Origin of the sequence: Arthrobacter sp. B3I9, from assembly GCF_030816935.1 — a bacterium.
Classification (GTDB): Bacteria; Actinomycetota; Actinomycetes; order Actinomycetales; family Micrococcaceae; genus Arthrobacter.
Genome location: NZ_JAUSYO010000001.1, coordinates 1089105 through 1113432, shown reverse-complemented (window position 1 = coordinate 1113432; position 24328 = coordinate 1089105). Strand labels below are relative to the sequence as shown.

Genomic DNA, 24328 nt, shown 5'->3' with positions numbered 1-24328 from the left:
TTTGTTTTTGTACCCTGCTACTGCCCGAGGACCCCTGTCACCGCGGCGGACACAGCCGTGCGGATGCGCCCGTGCAGGTCGCGGAGCCCGTGCCGGTCGGTGCGCACCTCGATGATGCCGCGGCCCTGCCATGGCTCGGCCAGCGCTGCGCCGAGCTCCGCCGTAGTGCTCACCCGGCGGTGCGGAACGCCGTAGGCCGCGGCGAGGGCGGCAAGGTCCACGGAGTGGGGAGTGCCGAAGAGACGTTCGACGGCGTTCCCGTACCGGCCGGAAACCTCGACCGCGCCGTGCTCCAGGAGCCCAAAGATGGCACCGCCGGCATCGTTGAGGACCACGATCCGCAGACCGGGCTCGGCTTCCCCGGCGCCGAGCAGGAGACCGCCGGCGTCGTGCAGGAAGGTGACGTCGCCCAGCAGGACGGTCGTGTCCTGCCGTCCGCCAAGGGCGATGCCGGTGGCGGTGGAGATGGTCCCGTCGATTCCGGCGAGGCCGCGGTTGGCGAAAACGCTGGCCCGGGGTTCGGGCGGCGGCGCGCCGGCGAGGTCCACGTCGCGGATGCCGTTGGAGGACCCCAGTACCAGCTGCCCGGTTGAGTGCTGCCAGACCAAAGCCCCCACCGACGGACCGGTGGCGGCGCCGCTTTCGGCCAGCACGGAGTCGACGGTGTGCTGCGCGGCGGCACCGGCGAGTAGCCAGGCATCAAGCCAGGCAACGGACCCCCGCCCGGCGAAGTCCGCCAGATCGGTCAGGTTGTCCAGCGGCAGTTCGGTGCGCCGGCCGGGTTCGTACCAGGCCACCGGGACGGGCTGGTACAGGGCCGAGGGGACATCGGCGCGGGCCAGCAGGGCGCTCACGGGCCGGGAGAGGGTGGGCCGGCCGAAGAGCACCACACGCTCGATCGGTTGCGCCGACTCCGGCCCGAAGTGGTCCAGCAGCAGCCGGTAGGGTCCCACCGCGTTCGGCCCGAAGCGGGCACCGGAGGAGGGCTCGGCAAGCAGCGGCAGGCCGTGGGCGCGGGCAAACGCCTCGGCGACGGGGCCGGCGTCGTGGCCGGCCAGAACCACTGTGCGCCGCTTGGGAAGTTCACCGGAGGCGGGCGGAAACTCCAGGACCAAGGGACTGCCGGCCGCCCGGTACACGCGGCGGCCGGACTCGGGCGGGAGCTTCTCCCCCGGACTCGGCACCAAAGGGTCGCGGAACGCCAGATTGAGCTGCACAGGCCCGGGCGGGGTGCCCTCGAAGGCTCCGGTGGCAGCGCTCAGTGCGGTCTCCACCGCGCGCTGCGGGTCGGTACCGGCGGGGACGTCGACGGCGAAACGCACATGCTCCCCGAAAAGGTCCAGCTGCAGTGTCGTCTGGTTGGCCCCGGTGCCCCTGAGTTCCTCGGGCCGGTCCGCCGAGAGGACCACCAGCGGCACGGCGGCGTGGTTGGCCTCCATGACGGCCGGCATCAGGTTTCCGACGGCGGTTCCGGAAGTGGTCAGCACGGCGGCCGGGGCCCCGGTGGCCAGGGCGAGTCCGAGGGCGGTGAAGCCGGCGGATCGCTCGTCGATCCTGACCAGCAGCTCCACGCGTCCGGCGGCGTCGGCCTCGGCGAGGGCGTAGGCCATGGGCGCTGACCGCGAGCCGGGTGCCACGACCACCACGCGCACCCCGCCGTCCAGCAGCGCCGCGACGGCGATGCGGGCGGCGTCCAGCGCGCCGAGTCCGCCGGCCGTACTCACATGTTCGCCGGTACTCACATGTTCTCCGGCGTCTCGATGCCAAGCAGCTCCAGGCCTCCGGAGAGCCGGAGCAGCACCAGGGCACACAGGGCCAGCCGTGAGTCCCGGACCGGTTCCTCGGCCTTCAGGACGGGGCACTGATCGTAGAAGGCCGTGAAGAGCTGCGCGAGCTCGAACAGATACGTGGACAGCCGGTGCGGCTCGAGCAGCTCGCCCACCCGGCTGAGCGTGGCGCCGTACTCCAGCAGGTGCAGGGCAAGGGAACGTTCGGCGGGTTCGACGACGGCGATCGCGGTTGCCGGCGTGCCGCCGCCGGCTTCCGTACCGGCGGTGGCCGTTCCCGCGGCGGCCGTGTGCTGCTCCAGCACTCCGGCCTTGCGCAGGATCGAGCGGATCCGCGCCGCGGCATACTGCACATAAGGTCCCGTGTTGCCGCTGAGGGCCAGCATGCGGTCGAAGTCAAAGACGTATTCGGTGTCGTGTCCCACGGACAGGTCCGCGTATTTGACGGCGCCGATACCCACCTGCCGGGCGGTCACGGCGCGCTCCTCCTCGGTCAGCTCCGGGCGGCTCGCGTCGATCACGGCACGGGCACGGTCCACGGCTTCCGCCAGGAGGGCCATGAGCTTGACGGGGGCACCCGAACGGGACTTCAGGATCTTCCCGTCCTCCCCCAGCACGTTGCCGATCTGCACATGCACGGCTTCCACGGTGTCGGGCAGCCAGCCGGCGTCGCGGGCCGTTGCCATGACCATTCGCAGGTGCACGTTCTGCGGGGCGCCCACGACGTAGAGGATCCGGTCCGCCTGCAGGTCGCGGACCCGGTACCGGATGGTGGCGAGGTCGGTGGTGCCGTAACCGTAACCGCCGTCGGACTTGCGGATGATGAGCGGCAGCGGCTGGCCGTCGCGCCCGGTGAACCCGGCGGGGAAGGTGCAGAGCGCGCCGTCGCTGACGCGGGCGATCCCCAAGCCCTCAAGCTCCTGGCACAGCTGTGCCAGATGAGCGTCGTAGGAGCTTTCACCGGCGATGTGGTCATCGGTGAGGCTGATGCCGAGCGTGCCGTAGATGGCGTTGAAGTACCGCTTGGACTGGGCGACCAGCCGCTGCCAGACGGCGAACGTTTCCTCGTCGCCGCCCTGCAGGGCAACCACGCGGAGCCGGGCCCTGGTGGCGAAACCGTCGTCCTCGGCGGCGGAGGCGTCGAACTTGGCGCGGGCAGCCTGGTAGAAGGCGCTCGGGTCCTCAACCAGCAGTGCCGCCTCGGGTGAGTCCTCCCCGATTTCGAGCCAGTGCTCGATCAGCATGCCGAACGGGGTGCCCCAGTCGCCGATATGGTTCTGCCGGATGACGGTGTCCCCGAGGGCCTCGAGCACCTTGACGAGGCTGTCACCCACGACGGTGGTGCGCAGGTGGCCGACGTGCATCTCCTTGGCCACGTTGGGGGAGGAATAGTCGACGACGACCCGGCGCGGCTGCCGGGACGGCACGACCGGCGCCGCGCCACCCGCGGCGGCGGCGGTGGCTTCGTCGTTGAGCAGCTCCTCGATCCAGGTCCCGTCGAAGGTGAGGTTGATGAAGCCGGGCCCGGAGATCTCGACGCCGGTGCAGATGCCGTCCAGGTCGAGGGCATCGACGATCTTCGCGGCGGCTTCCCGCGGCGGCATCCCCACCTTCTTGGCCAGCGCCATGGCGGCGTTGATCTGGATGTCCGCAAACTGGGAGGGCCGGACCACCGGATCCGTCCCGCGGTACTCTTCGCCGAAGGCGCTGGCGATCGCTGCCTGGACTCTGGGGACAACCATTTCGGCCGGATTATTCACACTGTTCAAATTATCAGTTTCGGCCGGGCCCGAACGCTCCCCGCCTTCCGCCGTCGTGGCGGCGGGAGGTGAGGGAGCGTTGCCCAAGGAGGGTCAGCCGTCGGTGCGGAAGACCTGCACGACGGACGGGCGCGGCGCCCGGACCTGGCCGGGCCCGGGCTTTGCGCCGGCCTCCACGTAGTCCGGGAAGAAGGAGAGCTGCGCGTCGAAAGAGCCGTCCTCGCCCGGGTGCTGCACGGAGACGAAGACCGAGCGTTCGTCGTCGTGGATGACGGGCCCGCAGGTTTCTGCATCGCGCGGGACGGCGAGGAACTGCTCCACCCGGCCGCGCTCCGGGCCGTCCAGGGTGACCTTGAACAGCCCGTCCGCCTTGCCGGTGCTCGACGGGGCCCCGTCGGTGGAGATCCAGAGGTTGCCAACGGAGTCGAACGCGAGGTTGTCCGGGCAGGAGATGGGTGAGACCTGGTCCACCGGAAAGCCGGAGAAGTAGGTGGCATCGCCCTGGGCCGGGTCGCCGCAGACCATCAGGAGGTTCCAGGTGAAAGCGGTGGATGCCTGGTCGCCGGTCTCGGTGATCTCGACGATGTGCCCATTCCGGTTGTTGTTGCGCGGGTTGACCTCGGTGGCGCCCTCCTTGCCGAAGTTGCCGCGGTCCGAGTTGTTGGTGCAGGCGACGTAGACCTTGCCGGTGTGCAGGCTGGGCTGCACGTCCTCGCAGCGGTCCATCTTGGTGGGCCCGACCTTGTCCGCGGCCAGCCGCGTGTAGACAAGGACTTCCTCGACCGACATTCCTGCCACCGCAGACTTGCCGTCCACCACCAGCGGCAGCCACTGGCCGGTGCCGTCGAAGCCGCCGTCGGAAGGCACGGCGCCGCTGCCGTCCAGCTGCAGGGCCGGCGAGCTGCCCGTGAACTTGGCGACGTACAGGTTGCCCTCGGACAGGAGGGTCATGTTGTGCGCGCGGTCTCCTTCGCGGTAGGTTCCGGCGGAGACGAACTTGTACAAGTAGTCGAAGCGCTCGTCATCGCCCATGTACGCCACAACGTGCCCGGACTTGGCCACGATCACGTTGGCGCCCTCATGCTTGAAGCGGCCCAGCGCGGAGTGCTTTTTCGGCGTGGAGGTGGGATTAAAGGGGTCCACTTCTACGATCCAGCCGAAGCGGTTGGCCTCATTCTCGTAACCGGCATTGTTGGTGTTGAAGCGGGGATCATCCAGTTCCCACTGCCGCGCGGTGGGCTTGTTGGTGAGCCCGTACCGCTTGTCCGCCGCGGACGTGCCCGGGGAGACAAAGTAGCCGTTGAAGTTTTCCTCGCCGGAGAGGACGGTGCCCCACGGCGTGGTGCCGCCGGAACAGTTGCCCAACGTCCCGCGGATCGAGCGGCCGGCCGGGTCGGCTGCCGTGCGGACCAGGGCTGAGCCGGCAACCGGGCCGGTCAGCTCGTAGGTGGTGTCGATGAGGTACCGGCGGTTGAGCGGGGCGCCCTTGACGTAGGTCCAGGGCTGGTTCTTGTTTCGGCGTTCCAACTCGACGACGGTCAGCCCGTGGGCGGCGGCGGCCACGGCCCGGACCTGGGCCGCGGGCAGTGAGGGCGGGAACATGATGGTCTCGTTGGTGTACTCGTGGTTGGCGAACAGGAGGGCGCGGCGCCCCTTGCTGCCCGGAACCTCGAGGATGTCCGTGTAGTCATTGTTGTAGCCGAACTGCCGCGCCTGAGCAGCGGGGGTCTGGCTGTTGAGGTCAAAGTCCGGTGCGTCGTTGAACAGCGGGTCACCCCAGCGGATGACCGGCCGCCAACCGAACCCGGCCGGCACAGTGAAGGTGTCGACGGCGGCGTCCACCGCCGGGATGGCCGCGAAGCTGAGCTTGGAACGGCCGAAGCCGTTCTTGGCGGCCGCTGCGAGGCCCGGACCACCGTCGGCCACCGCGGGCTCTGCCGCCGTGAGCCCGCCACCGAACGCGACGGCGAGCGCTCCCGCTGCCCCGAAGCCCAGGACCGCGCGGCGCGACATGGCGGTCGAAGCGATGTCCCGGAAGTAATCGTTGGAGCTGGTGTTGCAGACGTCGCCGGAGCAGGCGTTGTCGCACTTCAGGGCACAGGTGACGGGGCTGCGCTTGCCTTTGGTGTGCCCGAGCATGGGAAGCAGGGCGAATTTGCGGCCGGGGATGACAGACATGGGAGACCTTCCAAGGGTGGGATGTGCCTGCCCACCGTGTCACCCGATATCAACCGAGAGCCGTCACCCGGATGAAGATCCGGTGAACTCCAGTGATTTTATATATTCCGCATGGACGCGCCGCAGCCGGTCCAGCCACCAGTCCCGGCGCTCCGGGGCGGCGGCGTGCTCCGCCAGCAGTGCGGGGTCTGCTGAGACCTCGCGGACCCGGATGGCGCCGTCGTCCGGCACCAGCGGATCACGGGTGACATCGGCCGCCAGCAGCGACACGGTGCCGAGTCCGCACGCGTACGGCAGATCGGGAAGGGCCGCGGCCAGCGCCAGCCCGGCCCGGATGCCGACCGAGGTGTCGAGGGCGGAACTGACGACGGCGGGCAGGCCGGCCTGCGCCACGATCTCCAGGGCGCGGCGTACTCCCCCGAGCGGGGCCACCTTCACCACGATCAGGTCCGCGGCCCCGGCACGCGCCACCTTCAGCGGGTCCTCCTCCTTGCGCACGCTTTCGTCCGCCGCAATGAGCAGCGGGGTCCCCGCCGAGCGCAGGCGGCGCCGCACCTCCGCGAGGCCGGCGATTTCGGGCACCGGCTGTTCGGCGTATTCGAGTCCGACGTCGGCGAGCCGCGTCAGCGCGTCGACGGCCGACGGGACGTCCCAGCCGCCGTTCGCGTCCACCCGGACTTTGGCATCCGGCAGGGCTTCCCGGACTGCGGCGACGCGGGAAACGTCGTCCGCCAGGCTCTGGCCGCGCTCGGCGACCTTGACCTTGACGGCGTCCACCCGGCCGAAGCGGGCGAGAATCTCCGGCACCCTGTCTGCCGAAACCGCGGGGACGGTGGCGTTGACCGGGATGCTCGCGCGCAGCGGCTCGGGGAAACCCTGCCAGCCGGCTTCCAGGGCGGACGCGAACCAGCGCGATGCCTCCGCATCACCGTATTCGGGAAAGGGGCAGAATTCCGCCCACCCGAGCGGCCCTTCCAGCAGCAGGGCTTCGCGGTGGAGGATGCCGCGGAACTTCACGCGCATCGGCAGGCTCACCACATGGGCGGCGTCGAGGAGTTCGTCCAGCCCGGGAAGCCGTCCCGCCCCGGGAATGGCTGCGCCCATGGGAACGGCTGCGCCGGGGGGCGGTTCCGGCGAGCGCGGGGACGCATTGCTGGGCATGTTGCCACTCTACCGGGCGGCTACGTCGGCTCCGGATGACGGAGTTCCCAGGCATCGGCGGACGCCCCGTGCGGCAATTCGAGCTGCCACACCTCACCCGCTTCGGGGTACACACGAACGGTCGTCGGTACTGAGCGGTGCCGGTACGCCTCTACGATCGAGGCATCGAGGAAGATCCTGAACTCGTCACCACCGGCTACTTCTTCGGTCAACACAGTGCGTTGGGTGGCTACTGTGCGTTGGATACCAACAGTGTGCCGGGTGGAGCGGAGGGTAAGCCGGATCCGGCCTTCACCGCCGGTGACGCGCGCCTCGGCGTACCGGGGCAGTGGCAGGGTTCCGGCGGCGCCGGCATACAGCCGCGTGCCGCGGTACGCCTGGAGTTCCGCTGCCGGCTCCACTGCGAGCGTGCCGCCGTGGACGGAGAGCTCCCGCGGCAAGGTCAGGATGCCAGCCCAGCCGGCGTCATCAGTGTCCGCCCGGCTGCGGCCCGGCCGCCCTTCGCTGCCCGCCGCTTCCGGGGCCCAGCCCCAGAGCAGGGTCCGTTCGGGCAGTGCGAGGATCTGGGGCGCATAGAACTCCCGGCCCAGGTCCGCTCTTCCCCCTGCTTCCGGAGTGAAGACCGGCAGGCCGGCAATGCCGGGGACGACCAAACCGAGGAGATAGCCCACTCCGTTGGCATGTTCGTGGAGGTCGCCGGAAAGCCATAACGATGCCATCAGCAGCCAGGTTTCCGCCCCGGAGGAATCGGGTACGCGGACCAGCTGGGGGCATTCCCAGATGTCCGAAGGCAGATGCTTGGCGGCGAGCGGATGGTCGGAGCTGAACCAGATGCCTTCATATGTCCAGTTCCGGGGATCGTCCACGCCGTAGAGCAGCACAGCCGCCCGGCCCGTTCCCAGTCCTGCGCCTTGGAGTGCGTAGCGCCGGCCCCGGAAGCGGAAGAGGAACGGGTCGCGCACCGCGGTCACCTGGGGGTCCGGCGGCATGTCCGCCGCAACGTGGCCGTCCTGCGTCCACGTGGTTAGGTCCCGGGAGCCCCGCGCCAGGAGGACCGGCGCTCTTCCGTCCCCGGACCCGCCGCCGGAATAGACGGCGGTGGGGACGCCGTCGTCGTCCGTCACCACTCCGGTCCAGCAGCCGAGCGCGTCCGGACCGCCCGGTTGCGGCGTGAGCGCAACCGGTTCCTCATCCCAGCGAACCAGGTCCGGGGAGCTCAGGTGCCCCCAGCGGATGCCGGAGTGGCGGGCGGAGTCCGGGTTGAACTGGAAGAAGACGTGGTAGCGGCCGCCGGCGTAGGTGAGCCCGCACGGATCGCTGATCCAGCCCTTCGCAGGGCGGGCATGGAAGCGTGGAAAGGCGGGGTCCGGGGAATTCACCACGGTGTCCATGGCCACACCATACGCCTCAGGCACCTCGCAGAGTTCTATGGGAACCTGTTAGCGATGGATTTTCGTCAGGAACGCACAAACCAGCCCGGCAAGGCCCTTGCAGCCGTGTTCGTCCTCGCCACGCTTGCCTGCCTCGCCGCCCTGGCGGCCACCTACTTTTTCTTTGTCCGCACGACCACCGGGCAGTTCATCGACGAATCGGCGCTCGTCGAGGCGGTCGCGATCCACGGCACTGCGGGCAAAGCGGCGACCAAACTGCTCGACTGGCTGCCCGCCGCGTCCGTGCTGATCGCCACCGTCGTCGTCCTCTTTGTCACCGTCCTTCGGCGGCGCTGGACGGCGGCGGGGATCGCGGTCGGGGCCTGCGTGGGCGCCAACATTGCCACCCAGATCCTCAAGGACCTTGCACCCGTCCGGCCATACCGCGGGATCGAGACCCTGGAGCTGAATTCCCTGCCGTCGGGCCACACGACACTCGCGGCGTCCGCCGCCGCGGCCGTATTCCTGGTGGTTTCGCCGCGCTGGCGGCCGCTGGTCGGTTTCCTCGGCGGCAGCTTCGCCGTCGCCACCGGGGTGTCCACGCTCATCAACCAGTGGCACCGCCCGGCCGACGTCGTGGCTGCCTTCCTCGTAGTGGGGGTGTTCATGCTTCCGGCCGGCTGGTTGATTATCCGCACAGGGCCACGGTGGAACGTCTGGACCGGGTACGGGGAACACTTTGGAGCGTCCCGGCTGTGGCTCGCCCTGCCGATGCTGGCAGGGCTCGCCTCGGCCGCCGTCGCGGGCTACTCGCTGCTGAAGATCGCCCCCGGCTCGGGCCAGGAAGGCAGCACCACCAATTACTTTTGGGCCGGAACCTCCCTCATAGTGATCGCAGGATACCTCGCGACGGTGTTCGGAGTGTGGCTGTTCGGGCTTGCGGCACGACGGCGCCGCGCAGCGCGGCGCTGAGGCCTCAGTCGCGGTGACGGTTAGGCGCCGGACCCGTTTACACCGGAAGGGGGTGGGTCCAGAATTATCGCCATGGGCGATCTTGGGAAATCTCCGGTATCACGACGCGCCGCCACCCTTGCGTCCGTACCCTCGCAACACCGGATCAATGACTTCCTCCGCGACTCCGAGTACTCCCGCCGGCAGCGCGAGCCGGGCATCTGCGATTTCATCTTCGGCAACCCCCATGAGATGCCGCAGCCGGCCTACGTACAGGCGCTCAGGGACGCACTCACTCCCCGTGACGAGGGATGGTTCGGGTACAAGTCGAACGAGCCTGAGGCGCGGACCGCGGCGGCAGGCTCCCTGCGGGATCTGTTGGGAATCCCCTTCGAACCCGCCGATGTGCACCTCACCACCGGCGGCTTCACGGCCATCCCGTTGGCGCTGAAGGCCGTCGCGGACCCCGGTGACGAGGTCATCTTCACTCTGCCGCCGTGGTTTTTTTATGAACCGCTTGTGATCGAGGCCGGCCTGGTCCCGGTAAAAGTGCGGTGCAACCCCGAGACGTTCGATCTCGACTTGGCGGCCATCTCGGCGGCCCTCACGCCCCGGACGCGCGTGGTGGTGGTCAACACGCCGAACAATCCGACCGGCAGGATCTACCCACCCTCCCTGCTGCAGGACCTCGCCGAGCTGCTCGAGCAGGCTAGCCGCCGTAACGCGCGGCGGATCTACCTGCTCTCGGACGAGGCCTACAACAGGATTGTCTATGACGGCGCCAGGTTCCACAGCCCGGCGGAATACTATCCGCATACTCTTCTCGCCTATTCCTACGGCAAGACACATCTGGCACCTGGGCAACGTATCGGTTACCTGGCTCTGCCTCCGACGATGCCTGAACGCGGAGCGATGCGCGAGGCCCTTACGACGCTCCAGATGGCGATGGGCTGGATCTATCCGAACGCCGTGATGCAGTATGCGCTGCCCCGGCTGGAGCAGTTCTCCATCGACGTCGGGCAACTCCAGCGCAGGCGCGATCTTCTGGTGGAAGCGCTGACGGAGAGGGGATACCGGGTGCACCGTCCCGAGGGCGCCTTCTACCTCTTCGTCCACGCTCCTGCCGGCGACGACGAGGCCTTCACTGCCGTCCTCGCCCGGCACGGGGTGTTCGTGTTGCCCGGCACGCTGTTCGAAACCCCCGGGTTTTTCCGCATCTCACTGACGGCAAGCGATGACATGATCCGGCGCAGCCTGCCGTTATTCGGGGCGGCGATCGCCGATGCGGCCGGTGCGACGCGCAATCACTAGGGCGGCCCGGTGAGCGGCACATCAGCTGGCGCGTTCCTGCGCCCCAGGCCAGCGTCGCCGCCAACCGGCCCGTATTCTGTCCTGATGCCGCAATCCGCGTCTTCAGTAGTTCCGCCGGTGCTTCAGTCGCGGAATTGTGATGCCGAAAACAGCGGCGGCAGCGAAGCCAAGCACGCCGGTGGCCGCCACGCCGGGACCGAGCGACGCTGCGGCAGTGACTGCCGAGAGCAGCACGGGGCCGCCCGTGGAACCGGTGTCGGCCAAAAAACGCCAGATGCCGAGGAACTGCCCGCGTCCGTTGTCCGGTGAGAAGTCCGCCCCGAGGGTCATGATCAGGCCGGAACTGATGCCGTTGCCGAAGCCGATCAGAAGCGCGGCGAGGAGCAAGCCGACAAAGCCGGTGCTGAGCGGGATCACCAGCATCGCCGTGCCCATGATGAGGGTCGAGGGGACGGCGACCCATTGCCGGCCCTTGCGGTCCATCAGTTTGCCGGCCGGATAGAACACCAGCATGTCGATCGCACCGGAGAGGCCGTAGATGAGGGAAGCCTGGGTCGCGTCCATGCCCAGGTGGTCGGCCCAGAGCGGGATCACGACCTGGCGGGAGGCGCGCAGGGCACTGAGCAGCATTACGCCCATCCCGAGGGTCAGGAAGACCCCGGCATGGGACGCAGCAATCCCGCGCATCGTGGCCCGCTCCGGCGGCGCGCCGTCGGACGGTACGGGCTTTGCCACGAGGTCCGGAATGGTCACCGACAGCGCTGCCGCGGCGGCCATGGCCACGACGCCGGCCCAGTAGGCGCCCGGAATACCGCCGAACTGCATCACCGCCGCGCCGATGAACGGGCCGATGAAGATGCCGATCCGGTTCACGCCGCCGAGAGTGGACAGCGCCCGGGCCCGGAGAACCACCGGGACGGCCTCAGTGAGGTACTTCTGCCGGGCCAGGCTGAAGACACTGGCGGCCATCCCCACCACGAGCATCGCCGCGGCGAGCAGCCAGAGCCCTCCAGGCAGTGACGCGGACAGGGCCGCGGCCGCCAGGGCGACGGCGCTTGCGGCTGCTGCGCCCACAATCGCCCAGCGTTCCCCGAACCTGAGAGTGATGAGCGATGCCGGCAGGTTGAAGAACCAGGATCCCAGCCCGATCAGGGTGACGGTCAGCGCGGCCACGGCAACGGAGGCGCCAAGATCCCGGGCGGACAGCGCTACGACGGGAAGGATCAAGCCTTCCCCGACACTGAAAAGCAGGGCCGGGCCAAAGGCGGGAACCGCAATGCTGCGGAGGCTGAACGCGGCGGGGCGTGTGGTGGTCATCCCCTTCATCCTAGGTCTGACGGCATAGGCCGACGCGCGGCGGCCCGCCGCCGGACGCTCTCAGGCCTCGAAGTGGGTTCGGACCTCAACCTTGGTGAGGTTCCGGAGGACATCGGCGGCAACGTCCCGGAGCTTCTGGTTACGGTGGCTGGAGACCCTGGTGAGGATATGCATCGCCTCCTCCTGGGAACAGCGGTTCTGGGCCATCACGACGCCGCAGGCCAGGTCGATCGAAGTACGGTTTTCCATGGCGGCCTGCAGGTCCTCGGCCCGGGTCTGTGCCGTGCCGATCCGGACCGCGAGCTGCAGTGACCGTCCCGCGAGATCAGCGAAGCCTGCGGCTTCCTGGATACTGTCTTCGGTGAAGGTGTCTGCGTGTGCGGCGAAAAAGTTCAAAGCGGCAGACGCATCCTCGCCTATTTCAAGCGGTACACCCAAGGTGCTGTGGCATCCCGCGGCCGCGAGTTCGGCCTGATAGACCGGCCAGCGGGGATCCGTCGCAACGTCGGCCAGCACCACCACCTTTTTGGTCCGCAGCGCCTGGATGCAGGGACCGTCACCGACGGCGTGCTCGATCCGGTCGAGCATGAGTGCCCGCTCGCTGCTGCCCGCCACCGTCGCGGACCGTTTGCGGCGCTGCAGCGTCACACCGCATTCGATGTCGGCCCCGACGGACCGGCTCAGAGTCTCCGCCGAGAACTCCGCTAGACGGTTGAGGAAATCCTCAACCGTCCCGGTACCCAGGAGGAAGTCCTGCAGTTGCAGGACTGCCTCGTCCGCGGCGTAGTTGTTTGTCATCCCTAAATGGTAACCGGTCCCTCGTCCGGGACCGCTGTGCCGGGACAGCCCCGCAGGGCTAGACGTAGCCGTCGACGATCGCCGCGGCGATTTCCCGGTAGGCGCGCCGCGTTTCCGGCCGGAGCACATCCAGGGTGACGAGGTCGCCGTCGGCCACCCCGCGGTCGTGCGGGACGGCGATGAGCTGGCGGCAGATTCCGGACAGGTGGTCCTCGATCGCGTCCTTGTCCACCCGGGAGGAGACCTCGTCCTTGTCCGTGATGACCACGACGGCGTTGCGCGCCAGTTCCTCGTAGCCGTGGCTGGCCAGCCAGTGCAGCGTGCTGCGCGCCCGCTTGGCGCCGCTGACGGCATAGCCGGCGGCAATGATGAGGTTGTCCGCGGACTGCAGGATGCCTTTCATGGCATTGTGGGTCACGCCCGTGCCGCAGTCCGTGAGGGCCACCGAGTAGTAGCCGGAGACGAGTTTGCGGATCCGCAGGTACTCCTCGGCGGTCAGCGAGTCGGAAACCTCGGGGTCCTGTTCCCCCGCGATCAGGTGGAGCCTGCCCGCGTGGTGCATGTACCGGGCCAGGGCGGTGAGGGAGTCGACCGACTCGATGTTGCGGAGCAGGTCCGTGATGGTGCGCGGGCTCTGCTGCTGGTAGATGCCTTCGCCCAAGGCGCGTTCGACGAGGTCACCGGAGTCCGGGTTCGCATCGATCGCACAGGGCGGATCCCCGCGGAATTCCGCCAGGGTCAGTCCGACGCCGACGGTGGTCGAGGTCTTGCCGATACCGCCCTTGAGGCTCAGGACGGCGGTGTTGTAGCTGCCCTGAAGCTGCCGGGAGATGCGCCGGGCAAGTTCGTCCTCTTCGCGCTGGCGTGCGCTCGGACCAAGATTGATCCCGCCGCCGGTCATCTGGTACAGGGCACCGCGGAAGCCGCCGACAGGCTTCGGCTTCTGCTCGCGGACGAAGAGCCCGGGCGAGCTGATGAAGTCCGGCGCCGGCCCCGCCGCCAGGGCAGCGGACCGGCTGGCCGTGCGGGTGGAGCGGCCCGGCCGGGCGGGAACGGCGGGCGCCGTCTCGGGTGCCGGCGGCAACGGCGCCGGACCTTCGCCTGGCGCCGCGGTTGCGGCTGGTGCTGCGGCCACCATCACGGGCACGGAGCCGGTGCCCGGAGACGCATTGCGTTCGTCGGCGGCTTCTGCCGCTTCGGCCCATGAACTGCGGCGCTTCGGCGGAAAGGGTTCGGGGGAGCTGGTGCGGGGATTGACGACCGGCATGGTTCCTGTCCGGGCAGCATCTTCGCCGTCGGCTCGGCGCAAGTCTCGCCGGCGGCGGGTTCCAGGCTGCCCTGGGTTGTCATTAGTGGCAGCGGTATGGTCTTCCACCGATTCGGGCATCTTTGATTTCTCCCAGGACTCACAGCGGGGCACGCTGCGGCGCTTGTTTGACGTCGTTCAAAGGGCAAGTCTAGGCGAGGAAAGTGAGCAGCCTTATCATCCGGAGGGTTTCGTGCGTCAGTGGTGCGCCCGGGTCTCCCGCAGCCGCTTGATGAACCATCGTGACTGCTCAGGGCCGTAAGGAAGGATCGGGATGGCCTTGGTGGCGTCATCGGGGGTTTCCCGGGTTGCCTGGACCGCCTGCCGCACCGCTGTACTCATGGTGTTGGCCATGGTCTTGACGAACTGATCGCCGCAGGGCTCGCCATGGCCCGGGATCAGGAATTCGTACCGGTGGCGCAGCGCTGACAGTTGCCGGAGCGCGCCCGCCCATTCCTCAGGAAACGAGTCCTCAAATGAGGGGTGCGAGCCCTGTTCCACGAGGTCACCGACGAACAGCGTTGTGGCTGTCCCAACAAGAAGGTCACCGTCGGTGTGGCCGCGGCCCAGGTAGAACAAAGTGACGGTCTGGCCGCCGAGATCCACCAGGACCGGCTGGTCCTTCACGATCACATTGGGAACCACCAGTTCGACGTCGGCGCCTTCGCCGGCGGCCATCTCCGGCTCCTCGGCAGCGACGGCACGGCGCTGGTTGTCCCCGCTTTCTTCAATCTCGGCGGCGCAGTTCTCGTGCGCCCAGAACTCTGTGACGCCGTCGTCAGCAAAAACGGCGTTGCCGAAAAAGTGGTCGTAGTGCGCGTGGGTGTTGACGACCACCAGGGGGCGATCGGTCTTTTCCCGGACGGCGGCCAGGATTTCGCGTCCCTGCCTGGGGCCGCCGCCGGTGTCGATCACCATGGCGCGTTCCGTGCCGATCACCAGGCCCGTATTGAGCAGGGATCCTTGCGTTGTCAGGACGTAGTTGTCCGGACCGACTTCGAGCCATCGTGACATGAAATCTCCATATTCCAACGCTGTTCAGCGCCTTGGTATTGCGATGTTCAGGCCTCGATTCTACCCACGGCCGGCGGGCAATTCCCGGAGGCGGGCCCGGCGCCGGAGCCCGAGGAGGAAGCCATCGCCTCAGGCCCCTGCGGGCGTGTAACCTATGGCTACTCCCGTTGCTACACCTCTTCCTCCCCGACGACCGGAGGTGGCTCACGATGGATTCCGGTACCTCCCTGGACCGGATGGTGTTCTTCAGCGATGCGGTCTTTGCGATCGCGCTGACGCTCCTGGCGCTGGACCTGAAGCTGCCCACCGGCCTCCACGCGGAGGAGCTGGACGATGCCCTGGTGGCGGCGCTGCCGCAGCTGCTCGCGTACGCGTTGTCCTTCCTCATCATCGCCAGGACCTGGATGCACCACCACGCCGACTTCGAGGGGATTCTGCGCTTCAACACGAACCTGGGCCGGCTGAATTTCGCCCTCTTGTTCTTCATCGCAATGCTGCCTGGCCCGACGTCGGTGCTCAGCGAGTACGGTGATGACCCCACCCCTTGGCCGAGCGTTCTTTACGCGGCCAACATCGCGGCCGTCTACCTGACCATGGCGTCGATCTGGGGGTACGCGAAGCACGCCGGCCTGATGGACCGGGAGACGGCCGCACGCCGGTACCAGAAGGTGCTCAACGCCCGGGTGGCCGGCGCCTCGGTTTTCCTGGTGTCCATTCCGGCGGCCTTCGCCCTCAATGCCCTGACGCCGTTCGTGTGGCTGCTGCTGGTGCCGGTGTCGTGGCTGACGCGGCGGTTTTCGGCGACGGAGTAGTGGACCGGCCGGCTACTCCGGGAGAATCCCCGAGCGGCTCAGCAGCGCCCGGGTCTTAGGGTGCTGCGGGGCCGTGAAGAGAACGCTCGGTGGTCCCTGTTCAACGATCACGCCCTGGTCCATCACGACGATCCGGTCTGCGATGTCCCGCGCGAACTGCATCTCGTGCGTGACGATCACCATGGTGGTGCCCTGTTGGGCGATCTTCCGGATGGCGGCAAGGACTTCACCCACTAGCTCGGGATCCAGCGCGGAGGTCGGTTCGTCGAAGAGCATCACGGCTGGTTCCATGGCCAGGGCACGGGCGATGGCCACCCGCTGCTTCTGCCCGCCCGAGAGCTTGCTGGGATAGTTCTCCATCTTGTCGCCGAGGCCCACCATTTCGAGGGTGGGTACGGCGATGGCCCGGGCTTCCTCCGCCGAAAGCTTCTTGACGTCCCGGAGGGGCGCCATGACGTTGCCGAGGGCGGTTTTGTTCAGGAACAGATTGAAGTGCTGGAACACAAAGCCAATGTCGATGCGCTTCTGCGCGGTGATGCTTGCTTTTTCCGCGACCAGCTCACCGTTGCGTTCCTCGTAGCCGATCAGGTGGCCCTTGACGTAAATCCGGCCGGCGTCGATCGTCTCGAGCTTGTTGATGCAACGCAGCAGGGTGCTCTTGCCGGATCCGCTGGAGCCCAGGATGGCGATGGTCTCGCCCCGGTGGACCACCAGGTCCACCCCTTTGAGCACTTCCACCCTTTTCTGTACGTGCACCTGTCCCCTGAGCCGCTGCCAGATTGTCGGCTTGGTGTCCGAGACGAAGGTCTTGTGGACGTCGCGCACATCGATGATCGTCTCGTCAGCCATTGGCCCGTGCCTTTCGTTCAAGCACTACCACGACGCGCGAGAGTGGGAGGCTGATGATCAGATAAAGAATGGCAGCTGCAGTGTAGATGGCCGTGGTCTGGAAGGTTTGGCTGTTAAGGATATTGGCCGTCTTCAGGATCTCGGTCACGGCGATCACCGAGGTCAGGGCGGTGTCCTTGATCATGGCGATGAAGTAGTTGCCGATTGGCCCCATCGAGACCACGAAGGACTGTGGAATGACTACTTTCCACAGGGTCTTGCCGGGCGTATAGCCAAGGGACAGCGCGGCCTCGGTCTGGCCGTGCTCTACGGACAGGATCGCGGAGCGGAAGACCTCGGAGAGGTAGGCGGCGTAATTCAGCCCGAGCCCGAGGATGCCGGCCGGTACCGGCTCGATGCTGACCCCAATGCTGGGAAGGACAAAGAAGATGTAGACCAGCTGGACCAGTAGCGGAGTGCCGCGGATGACCTCTAGATAGACCGTGGCGATCCCGCGGACGATCTTGACTGAAGAAATGCGGGCCAGCGCGATGAGCAGCCCCAGGACCAGCGCCATCGCCATCGCGCCAAGGGCCAGCTGCACGACGACGGGTACGGCCTGCAGAAGCGCCGGAAACACGGCAAAGGTGTTTTTGATGAAGTCCACGTGGAATTCCTAAGTAACGTCGGGCAGGGCCAGCAGGCTGCTGCCGCGAAAGCGGATGCCCGCCGGCCCTGATTGTTGCAGGAACTTACTTGGCCACGTTCGCTTCGCCGAGACCGTACTTCTTAAGGATTTCAAGGTACTTAGGGCTCTTCTTGAGCTCAGCCAGGCCCGAGTTCAGGTCGCCCAGCAGCTGGGTATCGTCCTTGCGCACGCCGGCCCCGATGATGCCCGGGTAGAACGGCTTGTACGGGTCGACGAGCTTCAACTTGGGGTTCGGCTTCTGGACCAGGCTGTAGCCGACGACGGCGCTGTCGGTGAAGACGGCATCGACCTGCCTGTTTTCCACAGCCGCGAGCAGGGCGGCCTGCGAGTCAAAGAGCTTGACCTGGCTGCCCCCCAGGCTGTCGACGAGTTCCTTGAACACGGTTCCCGTCTGGGCGCCAAGCACCTTGCCCTTGACGTCGTCGCGTGAGGCCAGGGTTGAATCGGACGGGACCACCATGGCTTCACCCTCGGTGTACCACGGATCGGTGAAGTTGATCTCCTTCTTCCGTTCATCAGTTATGTACATGGCGTCGACAATCGCGTCCGCCTTCTTGGCGTTCAGTGCCGCGATCAGCGTGGCGTACTCGGAAGTGAAAACCTTGATCTTCCATCCCTTGGCTTCGGCGATGGCGTTGATCATCTCTCCATCGATGCCTTTGAGCTGACCGGAGGCCTGGTCCGTGAATGAGAAAGGCGCATCGTTGGATGTTGCGATGGTGATGGTCTTCTGTTCGCTGCCGCCGCTGCTGGGTGAGCCGCCCGACGAGCCGCACCCGGAAAGGGCAAGAACAGTTGCCATCCCCAAAGGCACGAGGGCGGCGAAACGATTGCGGAACAATCTTGAACTCATTGTGAACGCCTTTGCTAGGAATGGGTGGGTGTGTTGAAGCGGTCAAGCCGCAGCACGGCGGTGGCTTTGTGGGCTGCCATGCCTTCGAAATCGGAGATCGTTCTGACGTAGTTGGCCAGCCGCGGGGTCGCATCCCGTTCCACCCGCTGGAAGGTGAGGGGTTTAAGGAACCGGGACACTGACAGCCCGGCGGAGGACCGGGCTCCTCCGCCGGTGGGCAAAACATGATTGGTGCCGGCGGAGCCCTTGTCCGAGTACGCCACGGTGGACCACCGGCCCAGAAAGATGGAGCCGTAGTTCTGTAGGTTCTCGTGGTAGTAGGAATCGTCCGCGGTCTGGATTTCCAGGTGCTCCGGCGCCAGCCGGTCCATGATCTGGACGGCCGTTTCCCGGTCCTCAGCCACGTAGACGGTGCCGTAGTCCCGCCATGCCGGCCCGGCAATGTCCCGGGTGGGCAGCGTCCGCAGTTGCTGGTCGATGTGCCGGAGAACGGCTTCGCCCAACTCCCGCGAGGTGGTCACAAGGGCGGCCGGCGACTGCGGGCCGTGTTCGGCCTGGCCGAGGAGGTCCGCGGCCACCAGCTCAGCGTCGGCAGTTTCATCGGCGATGACGGCAACCTCGGAGGGGCCGGCCAGGAGGTCGATGCCGACGCGCCCGAACAGCTGCCGCTTGGCTTCCGTGACGTACGCGTTACCGGCGCCCACCAGGATATCCGCGGGCTGCTCGTCCAGGAGGCCGAATGCCATGGCAGCCATGGCCTGCACCCCGCCGAGGACGAAGGTCCGGTCTGCGCCCGCCAGGTAGGTGGCGTATAGCACGGCTGGGTTTCCGCTGCCCGGCCCTGCGGGTGGGGTGCAGGCCGTTATGTTGCGGACCCCGGCCACCTTGGCCACGCCGACGGTCATGAAGGCGCTGGCGAGAATGGGGAACCGGCCGGCCGGGAGGTACGCGCCCACGCGGCCGACCGGAACGTATTTTTGTCCGGTGAAGACGCCGGGAAGGAGCTCGGTTTCGAAATCAGTGAGTCGTTCGCGCTGCTCCACCGCAAACAGCCTGGTCCGCTCCGCGCCGGCAATGAGAGCTTCCCGCAGTTCCGGGGAGAGCGAGTCGCCGGTCCGGGCGAGGTCGGACCGGCTGACCTCCAGGTTGCCGCCCTGCCATCCGTCCAGCTCTTGCGCGTAGCGGACGACGGCGTCCATGCCGTTGGCCTCGACGTCACCAAGCATCGCGGATACTGTCGCCACCACCTCGGGCAGCCTTTGGGCTGGCACCCCGCCGACGGCCGGGCCTTTCAGTGTGGTAACGCTCCCGCGAATGTGCGCCGCGTCACGCGCCGATAGTTGCATGGGTCAAAACTAGTGGTCCGGAACCGATCGCACAACGGGTGCTGAAGCGGTATCTGTCACCGGGTCATCCGGTGATCAAAGCGGAGTGTTTTCCGCGTGAAAGGGGGCCTTCAGGCGGCACTGAGCCCACTGGACCCCGTCGTTCCCAACTGGACGTCCCAGCCGTCACAGGTCCGCGAGCGCCGAGGCCGGGTTCTCCATCGCGTCGGCGACATAGCGGAGGAACCCGCCGGCCGTGCCGCCGTCGCAGACTCGGTGGTCGAAGGTGAGGGTCAGCTCGGTGACCTTGCGGACCGCGAGTTCGCCATTGACCACCCAGGGCTTGTCGATGATCCGCCCGACGCCGAGAATTCCCACCTCCGGGTGGTTGATGATCGCGGCCGAGCCGTCCACCCCGAACACGCCGTAGTTGTTCAGCGTGAAGGTGCCGCTGCCCAGTTCCGCCGGAGTCGCCTTGCCCTCACGCACGACGGCGGTGAGCCGGCGGATTTCGGCGTCCAGTTCGCGGGCGCTGAGCTTGTCTGCATTGCGCACCGACGGCACCATCAGGCCACGGTCAGTCTGAGCGGCGAAGCCGAGGTTGACGCCGTCGAAGGCCACGATCTCCTGGCTGGCCCCGCCCGTGGTGTCCTCCGTGGTGACGATCCGGGTATTCAGTTCCGGGAACTTCTTCAGCCCTGCGGTGACGAAGCGGGCGATGAAGGCAAGCAGGCCCGGGGTGTGGTGCGGATCCGCCTTCTTCAAAGCGGCGCGCATCTCCACGAGGGCCGTGGCGTCCACGTCCACCCAGACGGTGGCTTCAGGAATTTCGGACCGGCTGCGGCTCATGTTCGCGGCAACCGCCTTGCGCACCCCGCGGACCGCGGTGCGTCCGGTGATGCCCAGGCCCGTGCGGGCGTCGGTGCCCTCCATCCCGGCGGCAGCTTCCGCCGGCCGCACCCGCTCCGTCCGCACCGGCTCCGTCTGCACGGGCTTTGTCTGCTCAGGCAGCGTCGAGGGCTTGATGACAGCCTCAACGTCGCGCCGCATGATGAGCCCGCTGGTCCCCGACCCCTGCAGCTCCCCCAGGTCAACCCCATGATCGCGCGCCATCCGCCGGACCAGCGGAGAAATAACAGCCCCAAGCTTCCCCGGCACCCGGGTCCGCATCAGCAACAGCTCATCGGCAGCCTTCTCAGCCTCGGACACCTCCACGGCACCCACGGCCTGGCTCACGGAAGCCCTGGGAGCCCGCGTCCGCCGAGCAACCCCCGCCCCGCCAGGAGTCCCATATCCGATCAAGACATTCCCAGACCCAGCCTTCTCCTCCTCCCGGTACGCCTCACCGGCGGCAGCAGCAGAAGGCGGGTCAGCCGCGGCAGCAGGCGGCTGATCATCGACGGAAGGTGACGTACCCGCGGACCCAGTCGGCGCGGATGATGCCGCCCCGGGAGTGGCATCGGGCCTGTCGGAGCCGGACGGCATGCTGCTTGCAGCAATGCCGTCCGGCGAAGGGGCGGGGGCGGCATCATCCGCGGCGGCCCCACCGGGGGCGGGGGCGGCATTGCCTGTGGCGGCCCCACGTGCGGCACTGCCTGTGGCGGCGCCAGCAGCAACGCCCGCACCACCAATCGGAGTCACAGAGATCAGCGGCTTCCCGACGTCGAGCGTCTGGCCGGGTTCGCCATGCAGCACCGCGACGGTCCCGGCGTAAGGCGAAGGCACCTCGACCATGGACTTCGCGGTCTCAACCTCGGCGATCGGTTGGTCCACGCGGATTTCGTCCCCCACGGCCACGAGCCAGTTGACGAGTTCGGCTTCGGTGAGTCCTTCGCCGAGGTCCGGGAGGAGGAATACTTTCGGTTCGCTCATGGTCAGTCTTCCCACTGGAGGTCGTCAACGGCGTCGAGGATGCGGTCCACGCCGGGCAGGTAGTAGTGCTCGAGTTTCGGCGCCGGGTACGGCACGTCGAAGCCGGTGACCCGGCGGATCGGCGCGGCGAGATGGTGGAAACAGCGTTCCTGCACGCGGGCGACGATTTCGGAGGCCACGGAGGCGAAGCCGTGCGCCTCGGCGATGACGACGGCGCGGCCTGTCTTGCGAACGGAGGCGCAGACCGTTTCGTCGTCGAAGGGCACGATCGACCGGACGTCGATCACTTCCAGCGAGCGCCCTTCGTCCGCGGCGGCCGCTGCGGCGGCGAGCGCCGTCGGGACCGACGGGCCGTAGGCGACCAGCGTGGCGTCGGTGCCGGAGCGGGCGACGGCGGCGCGGCCCTCGGAGGAGGTGCCGCGTGCCGCATTCGCCGCATGTTCGGTTCGGAGCCCGTCCAGGTCCACCAGATCCTTGGACCAGTAGAGCTTTTTGGGCTCCATGAATATGACGGGGTCATCCGAGTCGATGGCTTCGCGCAGCATCCTGTAGCCGTCGGCCACCGTGGACGGGGTGAAGACCTTAAGCCCGGCGGTGTGCGCGTAGTAGGCCTCCGAGGAATCGCAGTGGTGCTCCACTCCCCCGATCCCGCCGGCGTACGGGACGCGGATGACCATCGGGAGCTTGACGGCACCCTTGGTGCGGTTGTGCATCTTGGCGACGTGGCTCACGATCTGTTCAAACGCAGGGTAGGCGAAAGCGTCGAACTGCATCTCGATGACCGGGCGCATGCCGTTCATGGCCATGCCGACGGCCATGCCGACGATGCCGGACTCTGCCAGCGGGGTGTCAAAGCATCGGTTGGAGCCGAACGTCTTGGTCAGGCCGTCCGTGATGCGGAAGACGCCGCCGAGCATGCCGACGTCCTCGCCGAAGACCAGGACCGACGGGTCCGTGTGCATGGCGTCGGCCAGTGCGGTGTTCAGCGCCTTGGCGAGCGTGATGGTCTGCGGCCCGGTGAGTTCGGCTGCTGCCGCCGCCTTGGCCGCCGCCCGCGCGGTGGCGGAACTGACGTTGCCGTTCGCCTCGGACGACGTGGTGACTGTGGGGCTCATTTGGCTGCCTCTTCCCGGGAGAGCTCGTCCGCGAGCAGGGCGGACTGTTCCTTCAGTTGCGGGGTCGGTGTCGAGAAGACGTAGTTGAAAAGGTCCTGCGGCTCCACCGGGACGTCCTCGCTGAGGCCCTCGCGGAGCTGGGCCGCAACGGCTTCGGCCTTCTCGGCGATGCGGGCGGCACGCTCGTCGTCGAGCAGGCGGCGCTCCGTCAGGTAGGCCTGCATCCGGCTGAGCGGGTCTTTCGCCACCCACTGCGCGACTTCGCTGTCCTGACGGTACCGCGTGGCATCGTCGGCATTGGTGTGCGCCTGCATCCGGTATGTGTGGGCCTCGACGAGCAGCGGCCCGGAGCCCTCCCGGGCGAGCTTGACGGCGCGGCGCAGCACGGCGAGCAGGGCCACAACGTCGTTGCCGTCCACGCGTTCGCCCGCCATCCCGTAGCCGACGGCCTTGTGCGCCAGTGACGGGGCGACGGACTGGTGTGCCAACGGGACCGAGATGGCGTACTGGTTGTTCTGGACAAAGAAGATGACCGGCAGGTGGAACACCGCCGCGAAGTTCAGTGCTTCGTGGAAGTCGCCCTCGCTGGTGGCGCCGTCGCCGCACATGGCCAGGACGACGGTGTCCTCGCCGCGCAGCTTGGCGGCGTGGGCCACCCCGACGCCGTGGAGCAGCTGAGTGGTCAGCGGCGTGCACTGGATGCCCACCTTATGCCTGGCGGGGTCGTAGCCGCCGTGCCAGTCGCCGCGGAAAAGCGTCATGGTCTGGACCGGGTCCACGCCGCGGGCCATCACGGCCACCGAGTCGCGGTAGGTGGGAAACATCCAGTCGCCGTCCGAGAGGCAGAGCGCGGCCGCGACCTGGCAGGCCTCCTGGCCATGGCTGGAGGGGTAGACGGCCATCCTGCCCTGCCGGACGAGGGCGGAATTCTGGTCATTGACGCGGCGTCCGACCACGAGCTGCTCGTAGGCGGCCAGAAGCTCGTCATCGCCGGGGAGGCTGTACTCATGACCGGGCTGGGCGCCTTGCCCGGTGTGCGGGTTGAGTGTGCCGTCCGGTCCCACCATCTGGATCGGGTGCCTCGCCGGAAGCATGTAGTCCTCAACCGAGATGCCGAACTTGCGGACAGCCTCCGCTCCCGGGTTCTCAGCGGCGGAGTGCTGTGCAGTGTGGTCTGCGGAGATCGTCATCGGTCCGTCCTTCTGTATCCACTATTCGCTCTCAGTATGCATTCGGGTGCGGTTTCGTATCCACCCCTGGCGCGGATCATGGAAAAGTCTCTGGATAGCGCCTAGTCTCAAAGACGAAACGGAAGTGTGAGCTGGGTTACGGGCAGGAGTTGTGGACAAATGGCAGAGACCGAACCGGAGCAGGCGGCCGTGCCGCTGGACGATGTGGACCGGCACATCATTGCCGAGCTGACCCGGGACGGCAGGATGTCGGTGACCCAGGTGGCGGAAAACGTCCACGTCTCCCGGGCCCATGCCTACACCCGGATTGCCCGCCTGACAGGCGAGGGGGTCCTGACCAAGTTCACGGCACTGGTGGACCCCATCAAGGCCGGCCTTAAGTCATCGGCCTACGTCACCCTCAAGGTGCGCCAGCACTCCTGGCGGGAACTTCGGGAGTTGCTCCGGGCCATTCCCGAAGTGCACCACATTGCCCTGGTAGGCGGGGATTTCGACGTCATCCTGCTGGTGCGCGCCGTGGACAACATCGATCTGCGCCGCGTCATCTTCGACCAGCTCCAATCAATGCCCGGAGTGCTCGACACCCAGACCTTCCTCGTGTTTGAAGACCTGGACACCCGGTAGGAAAAACCAAGTAGTAGATACTCGTGCCGGGTTAGCCGGCCCTTTCT

At 67.4% G+C, this 24328-nt stretch carries 20 protein-coding genes; 4 read left to right on the top strand and 16 right to left on the bottom strand.

The annotated features are described in order from the left end of the window. Nucleotides 1-17: 17 nt before the first annotated feature. From menD to QFZ65_RS05230, 5 genes are all read right to left on the bottom strand, one after another. Nucleotides 18-1742, bottom strand: a complete 1725-nt coding sequence (gene menD, locus QFZ65_RS05250; protein ID WP_373427564.1) for a 2-succinyl-5-enolpyruvyl-6-hydroxy-3-cyclohexene-1-carboxylic-acid synthase — start codon at nucleotides 1740-1742, stop codon at nucleotides 18-20. Then, a complete protein-coding gene (gene argS / locus QFZ65_RS05245) occupies nucleotides 1739-3529 on the bottom strand; it encodes an arginine--tRNA ligase (RefSeq protein WP_306908690.1) in 1791 nt (596 codons plus the stop codon). Before argS ends, menD begins: the two co-directional genes overlap by 4 nt. A 111-nt stretch (nucleotides 3530-3640) precedes the next feature. Further along, nucleotides 3641-5725, bottom strand: a complete 2085-nt coding sequence (locus tag QFZ65_RS05240; RefSeq protein ID WP_306908688.1) for a PhoX family phosphatase — start codon at nucleotides 5723-5725, stop codon at nucleotides 3641-3643. 63 nt (nucleotides 5726-5788) lie between these two features. Beyond that, entirely contained in the window at nucleotides 5789-6829 is a 1041-nt protein-coding gene (locus QFZ65_RS05235; protein WP_306912503.1) for an o-succinylbenzoate synthase, read from the bottom strand. Nucleotides 6830-6906: 77 nt separating this feature from the next. Next, nucleotides 6907-8277, bottom strand: coding sequence for a glycoside hydrolase family 32 protein (locus QFZ65_RS05230; protein WP_306908686.1), 1371 nt, complete (start codon nucleotides 8275-8277; stop codon nucleotides 6907-6909). 54 nt (nucleotides 8278-8331) lie between these two features. On the opposite strand from QFZ65_RS05230, the gene QFZ65_RS05225 reads away from it, so the two are divergent. Beyond that, nucleotides 8332-9228, top strand: coding sequence for a phosphatase PAP2 family protein (locus QFZ65_RS05225; protein WP_306908684.1), 897 nt, complete (start codon nucleotides 8332-8334; stop codon nucleotides 9226-9228). Between the two features lie 72 nt (nucleotides 9229-9300). Next, a complete protein-coding gene (locus tag QFZ65_RS05220) occupies nucleotides 9301-10518 on the top strand; it encodes an aminotransferase class I/II-fold pyridoxal phosphate-dependent enzyme (protein WP_306908682.1) in 1218 nt (405 codons plus the stop codon). A gap of 102 nt (nucleotides 10519-10620) precedes the next feature. Here the strand turns inward: QFZ65_RS05220 and QFZ65_RS05215 are convergent, their stop codons facing one another. From QFZ65_RS05215 to QFZ65_RS05200, 4 genes are all read right to left on the bottom strand, one after another. Next, the gene (locus QFZ65_RS05215; protein ID WP_306908681.1) at nucleotides 10621-11835 is read right to left on the bottom strand and encodes an MFS transporter; all 1215 of its coding nucleotides are present in this window, start codon (nucleotides 11833-11835) and stop codon (nucleotides 10621-10623) included. A gap of 60 nt (nucleotides 11836-11895) precedes the next feature. Continuing rightward, nucleotides 11896-12633: a GAF and ANTAR domain-containing protein gene (locus QFZ65_RS05210; protein ID WP_306908679.1), complete on the bottom strand. Its 738-nt coding sequence runs from the start codon at nucleotides 12631-12633 to the stop codon at nucleotides 11896-11898. A gap of 58 nt (nucleotides 12634-12691) precedes the next feature. Further along, nucleotides 12692-13900 (bottom strand): MinD/ParA family protein, encoded by a 1209-nt coding sequence (locus QFZ65_RS05205; protein ID WP_306908677.1) that lies wholly within the window; start codon nucleotides 13898-13900, stop codon nucleotides 12692-12694. A gap of 237 nt (nucleotides 13901-14137) precedes the next feature. After that, nucleotides 14138-14953, bottom strand: coding sequence for an MBL fold metallo-hydrolase (locus QFZ65_RS05200; RefSeq protein WP_306908675.1), 816 nt, complete (start codon nucleotides 14951-14953; stop codon nucleotides 14138-14140). Nucleotides 14954-15162: 209 nt separating this feature from the next. On the opposite strand from QFZ65_RS05200, the gene QFZ65_RS05195 reads away from it, so the two are divergent. Further along, nucleotides 15163-15765: a TMEM175 family protein gene (locus QFZ65_RS05195; RefSeq protein WP_306908673.1), complete on the top strand. Its 603-nt coding sequence runs from the start codon at nucleotides 15163-15165 to the stop codon at nucleotides 15763-15765. Nucleotides 15766-15777: 12 nt separating this feature from the next. On the opposite strand, the gene QFZ65_RS05190 is transcribed toward QFZ65_RS05195, so the two are convergent. From QFZ65_RS05190 to pdhA, 7 genes are all read right to left on the bottom strand, one after another. Continuing rightward, nucleotides 15778-16614, bottom strand: a complete 837-nt coding sequence (locus QFZ65_RS05190) for an amino acid ABC transporter ATP-binding protein (protein WP_306908671.1) — start codon at nucleotides 16612-16614, stop codon at nucleotides 15778-15780. Continuing rightward, complete coding sequence (locus QFZ65_RS05185; RefSeq protein ID WP_306908669.1) at nucleotides 16607-17260, bottom strand: amino acid ABC transporter permease; 654 nt, start codon at nucleotides 17258-17260, stop codon at nucleotides 16607-16609. Before QFZ65_RS05185 ends, QFZ65_RS05190 begins: the two co-directional genes overlap by 8 nt. An 85-nt stretch (nucleotides 17261-17345) precedes the next feature. Next, nucleotides 17346-18155 carry an ABC transporter substrate-binding protein gene (locus QFZ65_RS05180; protein ID WP_306908667.1) on the bottom strand — a complete coding sequence of 270 codons (810 nt, stop codon included), beginning with the start codon at nucleotides 18153-18155 and terminating at the stop codon, nucleotides 17346-17348. A 14-nt stretch (nucleotides 18156-18169) separates the two neighbouring features. Beyond that, on the bottom strand, nucleotides 18170-19501 hold the full coding sequence (gene hisD, locus QFZ65_RS05175) for a histidinol dehydrogenase (protein ID WP_306908666.1): 1332 nt from the start codon (nucleotides 19499-19501) through the stop codon (nucleotides 18170-18172). A gap of 165 nt (nucleotides 19502-19666) precedes the next feature. After that, nucleotides 19667-21352 (bottom strand): dihydrolipoamide acetyltransferase family protein, encoded by a 1686-nt coding sequence (locus QFZ65_RS05170; RefSeq protein ID WP_306908665.1) that lies wholly within the window; start codon nucleotides 21350-21352, stop codon nucleotides 19667-19669. A gap of 2 nt (nucleotides 21353-21354) precedes the next feature. Beyond that, nucleotides 21355-22467, bottom strand: coding sequence for an alpha-ketoacid dehydrogenase subunit beta (locus QFZ65_RS05165; protein WP_306908663.1), 1113 nt, complete (start codon nucleotides 22465-22467; stop codon nucleotides 21355-21357). After that, complete coding sequence (gene pdhA / locus QFZ65_RS05160; RefSeq protein ID WP_306908661.1) at nucleotides 22464-23657, bottom strand: pyruvate dehydrogenase (acetyl-transferring) E1 component subunit alpha; 1194 nt, start codon at nucleotides 23655-23657, stop codon at nucleotides 22464-22466. The genes QFZ65_RS05165 and pdhA overlap by 4 nt, the downstream gene beginning before the upstream one ends. Nucleotides 23658-23816: 159 nt before the next feature. Here pdhA and QFZ65_RS05155 point away from each other — a divergent pair, with 159 nt between their 5' ends. Next, a complete protein-coding gene (locus tag QFZ65_RS05155; RefSeq protein ID WP_306908658.1) occupies nucleotides 23817-24281 on the top strand; it encodes an Lrp/AsnC family transcriptional regulator in 465 nt (154 codons plus the stop codon). The last annotated feature ends 47 nt before the right edge of the window (nucleotides 24282-24328 follow it).

What these genes read in the sequence shown, in the direction of transcription:
- QFZ65_RS05205 (WP_306908677.1), bottom strand. Translation starts at nt 13,900, where the DNA reads ATGCCGGTCGTCAATCCCCGCACCAGCTCCCCCGAACCCTTTCCGCCG.
- QFZ65_RS05210 (WP_306908679.1), bottom strand. Translation starts at nt 12,633, where the DNA reads ATGACAAACAACTACGCCGCGGACGAGGCAGTCCTGCAACTGCAGGAC.
- QFZ65_RS05220 (WP_306908682.1), top strand. Translation starts at nt 9,301, where the DNA reads ATGGGCGATCTTGGGAAATCTCCGGTATCACGACGCGCCGCCACCCTT.
- QFZ65_RS05230 (WP_306908686.1), bottom strand. Translation starts at nt 8,277, where the DNA reads ATGGACACCGTGGTGAATTCCCCGGACCCCGCCTTTCCACGCTTCCAT.
- QFZ65_RS05170 (WP_306908665.1), bottom strand. Translation starts at nt 21,352, where the DNA reads ATGAGCGAACCGAAAGTATTCCTCCTCCCGGACCTCGGCGAAGGACTC.
- QFZ65_RS05190 (WP_306908671.1), bottom strand. Translation starts at nt 16,614, where the DNA reads ATGGCTGACGAGACGATCATCGATGTGCGCGACGTCCACAAGACCTTC.
- QFZ65_RS05195 (WP_306908673.1), top strand. Translation starts at nt 15,163, where the DNA reads ATGGATTCCGGTACCTCCCTGGACCGGATGGTGTTCTTCAGCGATGCG.
- QFZ65_RS05180 (WP_306908667.1), bottom strand. Translation starts at nt 18,155, where the DNA reads ATGAGTTCAAGATTGTTCCGCAATCGTTTCGCCGCCCTCGTGCCTTTG.
- QFZ65_RS05235 (WP_306912503.1), bottom strand. Translation starts at nt 6,829, where the DNA reads ATGGGCGCAGCCATTCCCGGGGCGGGACGGCTTCCCGGGCTGGACGAA.
- QFZ65_RS05225 (WP_306908684.1), top strand. Translation starts at nt 8,332, where the DNA reads ATGGATTTTCGTCAGGAACGCACAAACCAGCCCGGCAAGGCCCTTGCA.
- argS (WP_306908690.1), bottom strand. Translation starts at nt 3,529, where the DNA reads ATGGTTGTCCCCAGAGTCCAGGCAGCGATCGCCAGCGCCTTCGGCGAA.
- QFZ65_RS05165 (WP_306908663.1), bottom strand. Translation starts at nt 22,467, where the DNA reads ATGAGCCCCACAGTCACCACGTCGTCCGAGGCGAACGGCAACGTCAGT.
- pdhA (WP_306908661.1), bottom strand. Translation starts at nt 23,657, where the DNA reads ATGACGATCTCCGCAGACCACACTGCACAGCACTCCGCCGCTGAGAAC.
- hisD (WP_306908666.1), bottom strand. Translation starts at nt 19,501, where the DNA reads ATGCAACTATCGGCGCGTGACGCGGCGCACATTCGCGGGAGCGTTACC.
- QFZ65_RS05155 (WP_306908658.1), top strand. Translation starts at nt 23,817, where the DNA reads ATGGCAGAGACCGAACCGGAGCAGGCGGCCGTGCCGCTGGACGATGTG.
- QFZ65_RS05215 (WP_306908681.1), bottom strand. Translation starts at nt 11,835, where the DNA reads ATGACCACCACACGCCCCGCCGCGTTCAGCCTCCGCAGCATTGCGGTT.
- QFZ65_RS05240 (WP_306908688.1), bottom strand. Translation starts at nt 5,725, where the DNA reads ATGTCTGTCATCCCCGGCCGCAAATTCGCCCTGCTTCCCATGCTCGGG.
- QFZ65_RS05200 (WP_306908675.1), bottom strand. Translation starts at nt 14,953, where the DNA reads ATGTCACGATGGCTCGAAGTCGGTCCGGACAACTACGTCCTGACAACG.